Annotated in this window: 13 protein-coding genes; 5 read left to right on the top strand and 8 right to left on the bottom strand. The window is 39.3% G+C overall.

The genetic code is table 11. From position 1 onward, the window contains the following. Positions 1-15 precede the first annotated feature (15 nt). Positions 16-255 carry an acyl carrier protein gene (locus tag SanaruYs_RS10230; protein ID WP_127122455.1) on the bottom strand — a complete coding sequence of 80 codons (240 nt, stop codon included), beginning with the start codon at positions 253-255 and terminating at the stop codon, positions 16-18. Between the two features lie 107 nt (positions 256-362). Here SanaruYs_RS10230 and SanaruYs_RS10225 point away from each other — a divergent pair, with 107 nt between their 5' ends. Continuing rightward, the gene (locus tag SanaruYs_RS10225) at positions 363-785 is read left to right on the top strand and encodes an IPExxxVDY family protein (RefSeq protein ID WP_127122454.1); all 423 of its coding nucleotides are present in this window, start codon (positions 363-365) and stop codon (positions 783-785) included. Between the two features lie 5 nt (positions 786-790). After that, the gene (gene pyk, locus SanaruYs_RS10220) at positions 791-2221 is read left to right on the top strand and encodes a pyruvate kinase (RefSeq protein ID WP_127122453.1); all 1431 of its coding nucleotides are present in this window, start codon (positions 791-793) and stop codon (positions 2219-2221) included. Positions 2222-2960: 739 nt separating this feature from the next. On the opposite strand, the gene SanaruYs_RS10215 is transcribed toward pyk, so the two are convergent. The 3 genes from SanaruYs_RS10215 to SanaruYs_RS10205 all read right to left on the bottom strand — a co-directional run bounded on the left by SanaruYs_RS10215 (position 2961) and on the right by SanaruYs_RS10205 (position 5636). After that, complete coding sequence (locus SanaruYs_RS10215) at positions 2961-4520, bottom strand: NFACT RNA binding domain-containing protein (RefSeq protein ID WP_127122452.1); 1560 nt, start codon at positions 4518-4520, stop codon at positions 2961-2963. 85 nt (positions 4521-4605) lie between these two features. Next, the gene (locus SanaruYs_RS10210; protein WP_127122451.1) at positions 4606-5367 is read right to left on the bottom strand and encodes an MBL fold metallo-hydrolase; all 762 of its coding nucleotides are present in this window, start codon (positions 5365-5367) and stop codon (positions 4606-4608) included. Continuing rightward, positions 5364-5636, bottom strand: coding sequence for a hypothetical protein (locus SanaruYs_RS10205; protein WP_127122450.1), 273 nt, complete (start codon positions 5634-5636; stop codon positions 5364-5366). Before SanaruYs_RS10205 ends, SanaruYs_RS10210 begins: the two co-directional genes overlap by 4 nt. A 117-nt stretch (positions 5637-5753) precedes the next feature. Here SanaruYs_RS10205 and miaA point away from each other — a divergent pair, with 117 nt between their 5' ends. Continuing rightward, positions 5754-6665: a tRNA (adenosine(37)-N6)-dimethylallyltransferase MiaA gene (gene miaA, locus SanaruYs_RS10200; protein WP_127122449.1), complete on the top strand. Its 912-nt coding sequence runs from the start codon at positions 5754-5756 to the stop codon at positions 6663-6665. Positions 6666-6711: 46 nt separating this feature from the next. Here miaA and SanaruYs_RS10195 read toward each other — a convergent pair whose 3' ends face one another. The 3 genes from SanaruYs_RS10195 to SanaruYs_RS10185 all read right to left on the bottom strand — a co-directional run bounded on the left by SanaruYs_RS10195 (position 6712) and on the right by SanaruYs_RS10185 (position 8684). Next, a complete protein-coding gene (locus tag SanaruYs_RS10195) occupies positions 6712-6990 on the bottom strand; it encodes a hypothetical protein (protein WP_127122448.1) in 279 nt (92 codons plus the stop codon). Positions 6991-7324: 334 nt separating this feature from the next. After that, the gene (locus SanaruYs_RS10190) at positions 7325-7909 is read right to left on the bottom strand and encodes an OmpA family protein (protein ID WP_160118632.1); all 585 of its coding nucleotides are present in this window, start codon (positions 7907-7909) and stop codon (positions 7325-7327) included. Positions 7910-8246: 337 nt separating this feature from the next. Beyond that, a complete protein-coding gene (locus tag SanaruYs_RS10185) occupies positions 8247-8684 on the bottom strand; it encodes a hypothetical protein (RefSeq protein WP_127122446.1) in 438 nt (145 codons plus the stop codon). A 74-nt stretch (positions 8685-8758) separates the two neighbouring features. Between SanaruYs_RS10185 and SanaruYs_RS10180 the strand changes: the two genes are divergently transcribed. Next, positions 8759-9700, top strand: coding sequence for a DM13 domain-containing protein (locus tag SanaruYs_RS10180; RefSeq protein WP_127122445.1), 942 nt, complete (start codon positions 8759-8761; stop codon positions 9698-9700). A 2-nt stretch (positions 9701-9702) separates the two neighbouring features. Next, positions 9703-10542, top strand: coding sequence for a hypothetical protein (locus tag SanaruYs_RS10175; protein WP_127122444.1), 840 nt, complete (start codon positions 9703-9705; stop codon positions 10540-10542). Positions 10543-10573: 31 nt separating this feature from the next. On the opposite strand, the gene SanaruYs_RS20455 is transcribed toward SanaruYs_RS10175, so the two are convergent. Next, positions 10574-11773 carry a J domain-containing protein gene (locus tag SanaruYs_RS20455; RefSeq protein ID WP_127122443.1) on the bottom strand — a complete coding sequence of 400 codons (1200 nt, stop codon included), beginning with the start codon at positions 11771-11773 and terminating at the stop codon, positions 10574-10576. Positions 11774-11901: the final 128 nt, after the last annotated feature.

The following is an 11901-nucleotide window of genomic DNA, read 5'->3' as shown; positions in this document are numbered from 1 at the left end:
CCTGGGCTTGAAAAATTATTTCTTTGCGTTTTGCTCTAGGTAAGAGATAGCCTGACCTACGGTAGCGATGTTTTCTGCTTGATCATCTGGAATAGAAATGTTGAATTCTTTCTCAAATTCCATGATTAATTCAACAGTGTCAAGAGAGTCAGCGCCAAGATCGTTAGTGAAGCTAGCCTCAGGAGTAACTTCAGATTCTTCTACGCCAAGCTTTTCGATAATGATCTGCTTTACTTTTTGTGCAATTTCAGACATGTTTGTAAGGTTTTGGATTTTAAAATCTGTGCAAAGAAAGAGATTTACCTCATAATTGTCAAATCTGAATATTTTAACTGTAAAATTGTTGCGGAGCCCCTTTTTGTATGAAAAAAACTAAGCTGGTTGTTGATTATGATTATGATTTTGTGCTGTTGGGCCTTGCCAGTAGTTTTAAAGGATACAAGCTGGCTTGGGAACTAAATAAGAGTCTGGGTCTGCACCTCGTAAAAAAAGAGGATATTTTAATGGGTTTTAAGGGGAATATAGAGCGCAGTTTTTCCTGCCATGTACACCAAACGAATACTCGTTTTATCCGTCTCATACGCAACAAACCGCAGGAAACGGATGGTGGAAAATACTTTTTGGCTCCCGAATATCCACATTTTGATTATTTGCTAGTGGTACAGGCTGGCGAACAATCGTTTGCAGAAAATTTATTAGATGCCGTTCGTCAAATTCCTTCGGTAGAACTGGCTGCTTTTATACCTTTGGATACTCTTAAATCAAAAGAGAATTTTATTTTCTAAATTTTATGTTCGAGAAAGTTTCGTACAACAAGACCAAGATAGTCGCCACGGTCGGCCCCGCTTCCAACAATAAAGAAATGCTGAGAGCCCTTATTAAAGAGGGTGTTGATGTTTTTCGCCTCAACTTTTCGCATGGTACACATGACGATCATTTGAAGGTTATAAAAGCTGTACGTGAGTTAAACGAAGAGATGGGCACACATGTGTGCTTACTTCAAGACTTGCAGGGTCCTAAAATAAGGGTGCAGGATATGCAACCGGATGTTGTTCTTGAGCGAGGCCAGGAATTTATTATCACTACTCGCGAATTAGTCGGTAACCGCGAGATTGCTAGTACTTCTTACAAGGCTTTGCCTAATGATGTTAAAGAGGGAGACTCTATTTTGATTGATGACGGCAAAATAGAACTTAAAGTAAAAGAGGTTAGAGACATTGATGTAGTGTCAGAAGTAATTTATGGTGGGCCTTTAAAATCGAAAAAAGGAATTAATCTACCGAACACCAAAGTTTCAGCGCCCTCATTAACGGATAAAGATTTAAAAGACCTTGAATTTGGTATAAAGCATAATGTTGAATGGATAGCATTATCCTTTGTGCGTAAAGCACATGACATTACTGTGTTGCGCAACATCATCGATCAGAATAAATCTAATGCTAAGATCATAGCCAAGATTGAAAAGCCAGAAGCACTAAGTAACATTGACGAAATCATTGAATTAACTGATGCCGTTATGGTTGCCCGTGGTGATTTGGGTGTGGAGATTTGGATGGAAGAAGTGCCTATGGTACAAAAAATGTTGGTGGAAAAATGTAATAAAGCCAGCAAGCCTGTGATTGTTGCTACCCAGATGATGGAGAGCATGATCGAAAATCCTCGCCCTACACGCGCAGAAACCAATGACGTTGCCAATGCCGTAATGGATGGGGCAGATGCCTTAATGCTTTCTGCAGAAACTGCCGCTGGTAAATACCCTATTGAAGTAATCCGCAGTATGGGACGTACCATTTCCTCTGTTGAAAAGAATAATAAGATTTATTATCGCTATCGCGAGTTAGATCCGACCAACGAATCTTACACAAACGATAGTTTAGTATTATCGGCTTGTAAACTGGCTAAAGATATCGGTGCTAAAGCAATAGTAGGTATGACATATTCAGGTCACACTGCTTTCCGAGCGGCTTCACACAGACCAAATACCAATATTTTTGTGTTTACTGCCAATACAACTATTCTAAACACGATGAGTTTAGTTTGGGGTGCTCGCACTTACTTCTATGATAAAATGTTTTCTACCGACCAAACTATGGATGATGTGGAAAATGTTTTGAAGCGCGATGGACACGTAAAAACTGGCGATACTTTTATTGTGTTGGCGAGCATGCCGATTCACGAGCGTAACAGAACCAATACGATTAAGGTGAATGTAGTGAAGTAAAAATTAATTGACTGTTGATAATGGTTAATTGACAATTAATAGTGCTTTGGATGGCTTGAAATTTCTTCAGGCATGTCGAAATAAATTTAAAAGAGAGCTGACAATGAACAACTTTAAGTTAAAACAGTTTGTTGTCAGCTTTCTAATTATTCTAATTCTAGGAATACTAATTAATTTGATTTTTTATAACTGGGAGCACATTAAATCAGGTTCGTCTTTTTCACAATATACTATTCCCAAAATCAGGATTATTAACTGGGCTATTCTAAGCTTAGTTATTGCTTTTTTAAGAACCAGAAGAGGAGATAAATAGACACGTACACCCACCATTGACTATCGTCCATTGACCATTGTCAACTGTCAATTAACCTGGGTTCTAACAAGCTGTTCGACATGTTAGCGCAGCGCATGTCGAACGCTTGATGTTGCGGGATTTTTAATCCCGTTTTGAAAAGCCTTGTCTTTCTTGGTGTTGCGCCCAATCTTGGTAAGGTGGCATCACTAACAAAGCAACCATCAATTTGAAATAAATTTAATAGGTGATAGTTTAATTGTTATTGGTGTAATCTCTTGGCTAGGCATACGCAACACCATTAAAAGTATACGGATTAAAAATCCGTTTTATTAAAAGTTCGACATGCGCTGCGCTAACATGTCGAACAGCGGGGTTTTTTAAGAACCAGAAGAGGAGATAAATAGACACGTACACCCACCATTGACTATCGTCCATTGACCATTGTCAACTGTCAATTAACCTGGGTTCTACTAAAATAACCTCTTCGCGCTCAACCACTACCAGGCCAGCTGGGTCGCCTTTTCTTTTTCTGACGAATTTCTTTGGTGTGTAAGCAACAGGTACCAGGCCTTCCGATTTTCTTTTTGAATTATAGGCAGCAAGTTGTGCTGCGCGCTCGATAACATCTTTAGGGAAAGCTTTTCCAGATTTCTGTTTTATGATTACGTGCGAACCTGCTACATCTTTGGCGTGTAACCATAAGTCTTCTTTACGACTGTGCTTAAGGGTAAGCAAATCGTTTGCTTGTGCATTTTTGCCAACCCAGATTATATAGTCTTTATATACAAACTCATGGAAGGGGAGTGTAATTACTTTTTCTTTCTTGTTGGTTGACGGATGCGTTGTTTGCAGCAATGCTCTAAGTTCTTTCAGCGAAGTAATGTTGCTCAGTTGTGTTTGCAAAGCCTCGCTTTTCTGCTTCTCTGTTTCTTTCTCATCAAGCGCTTTTTGCAGGCGTTCAATTTCTTGCTGCTGATTTTTAGATTTTCTGTAAAAGACTTCAGCGTTTTTTTGTGGACTTAGTTCTTGCTTGAGTTTGATCTCAATCAGTTGGTTGTTGTTGTAAAAATCAGGCAGGCTTACTTGTGTAGCACCAGGTTTTATGGCATGCATGTTGGCCATTAACACATCTGCCCAGATTTTGTAGTGCTGATCATGTGTAACCTCGTTAAGCTTGGCCCTTGTTTTACTGAGGTAGGCATTGGTACTCTTGAGTGTGGCACCAATGGCCTGCAGTGCTTTTGCCTTCTCCTGTTCAAACGCATTAAACTGTTGATAATGATTATAAAATTGTGTTAACGCAAGAATGACTTTGCCCTCCTGAAGAATGATATTACCTGTTGGTAGCAAGGATAGCAAGATGCTGCCTTCACTTTCTGTTATGTAGAATGCAGGAGACTCAAGTTGTAATTTTATTTCAAGCAATCTTTTCCACTGCATTTCCCGGGCTTGAGTAAAAAAGGATTCTTTTTCCAGTAACCGCCAAACCAATTTGCCCAGCGTAAAAAAATGTTTGCGAATGCCTTCGGCAAAATCTGGCATTGCCTCTATACGCCAGTCAATATTTTTGTCAAGATCAGCCATTGCAATATTTTCATCTGCCTCAAGGTTGTTACGGAAGATGGTATGCACCTGATCGCCTTCAAATAAAACTACATTAGATCTGTTGCCGTGCATTTTAAAAAGAAGAGAAAAGTTGTGGCTGAGTGCAATGGCAAAACTTCTTTCGTCATTGAATTGTCGGATACTTTCAACCGTTAGCCCTATGCAATCAGGAAACAGATCTACAGAGTTTTTTCTGGCCCGGTGAAATACTTCTGGAAAAGACAAACAGGAAAAACTGGGCTGAAGATTAGCTTTGATGTAGAATGACTGGTTTTTGATTTCAAAGCGAATGATTAATTCTTCTTTGTTCTGACTATAACACTCGGAAACAACACTCCTGCTGAGTAAAGGCTCGAGTTCTCGTGTGAGTTGTTTAAGTGTATAATAGTTGTTGTGCACGAGATGGTTGTTGGTTGTTTTTTATTCGTTATTCGTTGTTCGTCCTTACAGGTCTTATGACCAACTAACAACGATCAGCCTATATCTAAATATTTACCTGCAAGCCATCATAGGCAAGCGATATGTTATGAGGTAGTTTTCTTTCTATAACGCTGTGGAGGTCGAGCTTGTGACTGATGTGGGTAAAATAAGTTTTTGCCGGTTTTATCTTTTCAACAGTTGCAATAGCCTGCTCCAGATTGAAATGCGAAATGTGTGGTTCTACTTGTAAAGCATTTAACACCAGTACTTCTGTGCCTTTTAACAATTCAAAAGTTGTGTCAGGAATAAAGTTGGCATCTGTGATGTAGCTGAAATTATTTATCCTGAATCCCAGTACAGGCAACTTCATATGCATGACTGGCAGGGGTGTAATGTTTATTTTGTTTACTGTAAATGGCCTCTTGTCTATTTCATTCAATAACAATCTGGGAATGCCTGGGTATTTTATGTCAGCGAAGGCGTAGGCATACTCTATTTTTAGCTGTGCCAGCACTTCTGCAGTGCCGTAAACAGGCATATCCATAGACTGCATGAAGTTGTAGGCACGCACATCATCCAACCCTGCTGTGTGATCGCGGTGTGCATGTGTAAAAAATACAGCATCCAGACGTTGTATTTTTTCGCGCAGCATTTGTTGACGGAAATCAGGGCCTGTATCAATAACAAAGCTTTGGTCGTCAACAATAATGTGAACAGAAGTTCTGAGCCTTTTATCGCGGTAGTCTAATGACGTACAGATATGACAAGTACACCCGATTACAGGTACACCCTGAGAAGTGCCGGTTCCTAAAAAAGTAACAATCAATTGTTAACAGGCGTTTGCATTAATTCATCAAAAAGCTTCTGGCTTTTTTCGCTGAATTTAGAAGTGTCCAATTCTGTGCCTTTAAGAATGTCCAGCAAGGCATTAATCTTGCCCTCTGTGGTGTAGAATTTATTAACGATCATTATTTTTTGATCTTTTAGCACGCAATACCCTGACTTAAAGTTGCCTTTTTCATAGCGCAACATGTAGTCAGATTCACCGATCATTTCTTCGATCTTTAACAGGAATTGTGTTGTGTACTTAATCATCGTTTCTCTACTTTTCTGCGCCTGCAAGATAGGCAAATAGCATTAAAGTAAGTAAGGTTGGTAAGGCACTTCTGCGCCCGCTTTGCAGTAAATAGAGCAGGGTTTGTACCTTTGAGTGTGTCAATTCTCCAAAAAAGGCTTTTTGTGATTTCCGGGCCAACTGCTGTGGGTAAAACGGCTTTGGCCATTGCCCTAGCCAAGCAATTAGGCACAGAAATCGTTTCTGCGGATTCTCGTCAGGTATACAAGGAAATGGAAATAGGAACGGCTAAGCCAAGTTCTGAGGAGTTAAACGAAGTCAGGCACCATTTTATTAATTCCCATTCCATTCATCAGGATTTCAATGCAGGGCAGTACGAGCGGGAGGCATATCCTCTTTTGCAATCGCTTTTTAAAACACATGATCATGTTGTAATGGTGGGAGGAAGTGGTTTGTACATAAAGGCTGTAATTGATGGCTTTGACGAAATACCCGAAGTTCCAGAATCAATAAGAACATCAATTGAAGAGCAGTATTCTGAAAAGGGTATTGTTTGGCTGCAATCAGCATTGGCAAGACTAGACCCAGAGTTGTATCATACAATTGATAAACAGAATCCACATCGTCTGATCAGGGCTTTAGAGGTATGCACTTTCACCGGAAAATCTATACAGCATTTTAGAGGTAAGGTGAAAAGAGAACATGCTTTTAAGTTGATAAAAATAGGTCTTGAGATGGAACGACAGCAGTTATACGACCGCATTAACCTGCGTATGGATAAAATGATTGAAGAAGGTCTATTTGAGGAGGCTGAAAGGTTATTCCCGCTAAGACAATTAAATGCCCTGCAAACAGTTGGTTATCAGGAGGTTTTTGATTACTTGGATGGAAAGTATGATAGGGCAGAGGCGGTGCGTTTGCTTAAACAGCACTCCCGGCACTATGCCAAAAGACAGATGACCTGGTTTAAACGTGATCAGAATGTGCATTGGCTTGAAGCTAACATGGAAGTCGAAAATCTGCTACACACCATCATGGGTATAAAATGAAAAAGCGTCCGAAGACGCTTTTTCTAAAACTAAATCAATCTAAAAATTATCTGTATTTCAATTTGCTTCTATCTTTTACAACGAAGTTAGTTGTATTGGTGCGTTTAGCACTTAACAGCTGACAAGCATTTGCCATAAGGTTTACTTGCTTTCTGTAAGTTTTTCTTTGTCCCTCCCGCTTGTAATCTTTAGCATCAGCAGTGGTAGCAGAGATTATCATCCCAATTAAAATGGCAAGTATCAAAACAAAAATCTGCTTTAAGCGGCCTGAAACGTTTACGTTCCCTACTTCCTTCGAATTACCTTTCATGCTTGATGAGATCATGGTGTTGTGGGTTTTGTTGATACAAATGTCGCGCATCAACATGGCTATCTTCTGCGAAATAATCCTTACACCCTACATCAGTAGCTTTACCGCTAGTGAGTGAACCAATTAAATAAATTGTTAGGGATGCGCTAAAAAACGACTTTTTTGAGCTAAAAACATATATTTTCAAAAATGACCCAATGCCAAGTATGTTTACTGTATCATTTTTAAGGCGCTAAAAAGTAGAGGTATTGCTTCGTTTTAGTTAAAAACTTGCATGTCCATTACAGCTCAAAAATTAAAGAATGAAAATATAGCACTTGGTAGTAAGAGGTAATGAAGGGATAAGCTATTAGAAAGCTTTAAAATCAACCCTTCTGTTTTGTTGTTTACCCTCTTCAGTTTTATCTGTGTGGTCTGTAACCTCTTCACCATATCCGACAACAGAAATCTGATCGTCATGCACACCCATGTCTAGCATGAGCTGGCGTATTTTCTGAACACGCTTTATAGATAATTGTACATTGTAATCATCATTGCCTTGGTGGTCGGTATGGCCTTCAATTAAGATATGCTTGCCTTGCAAGGCAAATTCTACTGCAATCAGAAAGGGATCCATGTCAACCACTGCAAATTCATCTTCATCGAAAGTAAAATAAAGAGGTTCCAGCTCGATAGGCTCATTATCTGTTTTTTTGCCAATGGTATTAGATACCAATCTTCTTATTTCTTCATGTTTTTCAGAGGTGGGCTTAGGCAAATGATTGAATTCCAACACCTTGTCTTCCTTTTCATGAAGTTCATCGAGCAAGGTTTTGGGAACAGTAGGGGTAGGTGAGAAAGTCGGTTTACCGGTGGTAATCTTTGGTATGGGTCTAGGAGCAATGGAGGGAGTACTTTTAGAGGAAGCAGACACGGGAGGTCCTACTTCAGCCATAGGCTTAGGTTTGCTTTTTCGGGCAGCCAGGGATGGCACCTGCCTGTTTTTACCTGATTTTTTATTTTTTTTAACGATATCACAAGCCCGAGCCACAGAGGAATTGCCCTTTCTGTATACGCTTTTATAATACTTATGCTTGTTTTTATGAAAGTTTTGAGCCGATAAACCCCACGGAAGGCAAAGGACAGCAAAAAGCAATATAGCATAGCTCTTTTGAATGCCTGTTAAGCTGATTGACCGGTATGAGTTTAGAGAGGACATATGGAATCATTACAAAGAAAGCCATTTTTTTGGTAAAGTGTTAAAAACGACAGCTTTGCTTTGTTGCTGTCGGTTAGACTTCGTACACTTTCAGGAAATCCAGCACCTCTTGGCGAACGTCACGTTTCACACTATCATCATAGACAGCCGTGGCGATCGATTTAAATAATTCACTTACAAGATTTTCTTTAAAGCCAAGTTTAACAGCATATAGGGAGGCCACTTCCAGTTCCATGTCTTCTACCACCTGATCAAGGTAAATCATGTAAACAAGGTGATAGATGGACTCAAGCTTCTCCACTTTACTGTCTGGATCTTTATAGGCCAGTTCAGAAACATCCACATTAATGTGATAAAGATCTGCAGGAGAAAGGTGCAACTGAAAGCCCCATTTTAATAAACAGCGTAAGTAGGCACTTCTTACTTGTTCTTTCTCAAGAAAAAGTGCGAGCATGTTTAAATAGCTTTTCTTGATACTAATGAGCTGTTCGTGACTAAGTTCTGTATTCATGGGCTAAGGTCTTATGTCGCTAAGGCGACTCTAAATGTCAAATCACTTGTTGAATTTCGTAAAAAAAATCGGGTATGAGGCGATCAACGGTTATAATTTTTCTTTTGTTCAATTTTTCATGTGCTGGTGTTGATGTTTTAGACGACCCCATTGATCTGTTAAAGGGTAATACAATAGTATTCCTCAATACAGAGAGCAACATGTTGGCATTGCGAACAGGTGAGTCTTTTGAGGTCGAAGCTGTGTATTTTGATCAATATGGTATACAAAGAGACTACACACTTATCTGGCAAAGTGAGGATGAAAGTATCGCTACCGCGAATGATGGAAAGGTAGAAGGAAAAGAGGGGGGGAGCACAACTGTAGTTGTAAGCTATTTGGATGCTTCAAGTGCTTTACAAGTCACTGTAGTAAATAATGCTTTTGAGGTGGCTTCGGTAATTATTGAAACACCATCGAGTATATCGTTAAATTTATTAGAAGAAGTGCAGTTAGCTGCAAATGTCAGGAACATAGATGGCGAGACGCTACCAGATAAAACGATAGAGTGGTTTACAGAAAATGCAGCTATAGCTACTGTTTCTTCAACAGGTTTAGTAAAAGCTGTTGCAAATGGCGTGGTAGAAGTCCATGCAAAATCTGAAGGCGTAAAAAGTAATAGCATCATTTTTACCATAGGCAGTTCAAATGAACGTCTGGGTAGTTTTGTACCAGCCGGAGGTTATCAGGCAAAGGGTAGTGCAACACTTAGTAATATAGATGGTAAGCTTATCTTAAAGTTGAGCGATGATTTTCAGACCAGCTTTGCGTTGGGCACTTATATTTATCTGGCTAATTCAACTTCGGGTTCGCAGGTAAAAGCAGGTGGTTTTGAAGTAGCACAGATTACTACCAATGGTGCAAAAACATTTAATATATCCGATTTGAATGCATCCATTACAATTGATCAGTATAAATATGTGATTATACTCTGTAAGCCTGCATCGGTTACGTTTGGTTATGCTGAAATGAATTAGAAATGAAAAAGATATTACTATTAATCTTTCTTTTAACAAGTGTTGAAACATTTGCAGGTGGTGGATGGCCTGTAGGGAAAAAGAAGACTTATGTTAAGTTGGGACAAAATGCCATTGTCTCTCCGTTTTACTATTCACCAAGCGGTGAAATTGTGGACATACGCACCACAAGTTTGTTCACTACCTCTTTGTATGCAGAGTATGGTCTAGGTAATCGCCTGACTACTATTTTGTACTTACCCTTTTTTGTTCGAGCCACACTTAATGAAGTCCAATACAGACAAAGTGGAAGAGTTGATAAGAGTGAGACACTTAATGCGATTGGCGATACTGATATCAGTTTTAAATACAGTTTGATAAAGGATAAACCAATTGTAGTAAGCGCAACGGTATTGTTTGGCGTACCCTTGGGTGAAACCCGTGGTGGTACCAGTGGTATTTTACAATCAGGTGACGGTGAATTCAATCAAATGATTCGTGTAGATGCAAGTCACTCCTTCTACCCGAAACCATTGTATGTCTCAACTTATGTCGGTATTAATAATCGCACTAAAAGTTTTTCTGATGATTTTCGAACTGGAGCAGAAATGGGGTATACCTTTAAAAATAAATTTGTAGCTATACTTAAGCTCGATGTTGTGCAGTCGTTTTTTAATGGGAGCACCTCAGTTGCAGACAATGGTATTTTCTCCAATAACACCGAGTATGTCTCACCCTCTGTAGAATTTGCTTATGCAGTTAACCAAAGCTGGGGCATTAGTACATCGGCTGGTTTTGCTTTGGCTGGTAGAAATATTCTGGCATCGCCTAATATAGGATTAGGGATTTATCTAAAACATTAGCAATTGGCAATGGCGGTTATGTGAAGACAGATTAAACAGCACATCTTTTTTTCCTTTCTGCTTTAGCTTTAGCGTGACCAAGACTTTCGGCTTTACTTAAATCTTCGCAGGCACGATCATACTTTCGAAGTTTCAGTTCTACCTGCGCGCGATCATAATAGGCATCTGGCAAGTGAGGGCGGAGTATAATGGCCCAACTACAGTCTTTTTCTGCGTCATCTAATTTTTGTAAAGCCACGTTAACAGTTGCTCTTCTTCTGAAAATATCAAAGTATATATCATGTACGTAATCGGGATTCATCATTAACTCAAAAGCTTCACCATACAGATTGGTCATATACGTTTTAAAATTTTTACGACCCATGCTCAAATAGTTAAGCGCTTGGGGTAAGTCTTTTACATCGTCCTGATAGATTAGCGCAATACGATGTATTAATTCGATGTTGCCTGGTTGTTTTTGAAGAAGTAATTGCAAAATGTTGAGGGATTCTGCATACTGCCCAGTATAGTATTCGCATTCTGCTATGCGCTGATAGGTTTGTACACGAACTGGTCTTTCATATTGCTCAAGTAATTTAAATTTTCGCTTGGCATCTTCAAATTTAGCTTCACCAAATTCAACTTCTGCTTGTTTTCTTAGAGAAAGTATTAAGCTATCTTCAGCAAAAGAGAAAAGGTATTCCAGTGGCTCTTCTCTTTGGAGCTGTCGTATTCTTGTAAATGCTTCTTCTTGTTTACCGCTAAAGAAAAGGACATTGACCTGTTGGATTAAGGCCAGATTTTGTTGGTATGTTTCTGTTTGTTTCTTGTTATGCACATATTCAATAATGTTGATCACGCCAAAACAAAATCCTGCTATCAATAAAAACACGCCAATGGCTAAGCCTTGTATTTTAAAATAGCGTTTATCAAATTTATACGTGCTTTGTTGTGTTTGTCTCCATTGCTCGTAACGTTGCCTGTGATATTGCCGCCAGTAAGCCGAAGTGTCATGAGCAGAACTATGATAAGTTTGTTGGGGATAGGAGATGCCTAAATCATAAATCTGCCTTTTTTGTGGGTCAGCTAATACGTGATAAGCTTCATTGATAAGTTTAAATAATTCTTCGGCTTCTTTGTTTCCAGGGTTACGATCAGGGTGATAGAGCATGGCCAGCTTTTTATAAGCTGTTCGGATCTCTGTTGAGGAGGCATTTTGTTTAATGCCCAGAAGCTGGTAGTAATCTGCCATGTCCGACCTATTAACGTCTAAGATAGCTTATTCGTTTATACGATGCTCAATCTTTTTGTAAGCAGGTAAGAGTAGATAAACAAAAGCCGTGCGGATGGAAGTAAATCAGCGTGTGTTTATAAACAAGA

The sequence above is a fragment of the Chryseotalea sanaruensis genome (assembly GCF_003990915.1).
Classification (GTDB): domain Bacteria; phylum Bacteroidota; class Bacteroidia; order Cytophagales; family Cyclobacteriaceae; genus Chryseotalea; species Chryseotalea sanaruensis.
The sequence above is the reverse complement of the archived record's forward strand: the minus strand, read 5'-3'. Positions and strand labels throughout refer to the sequence as shown.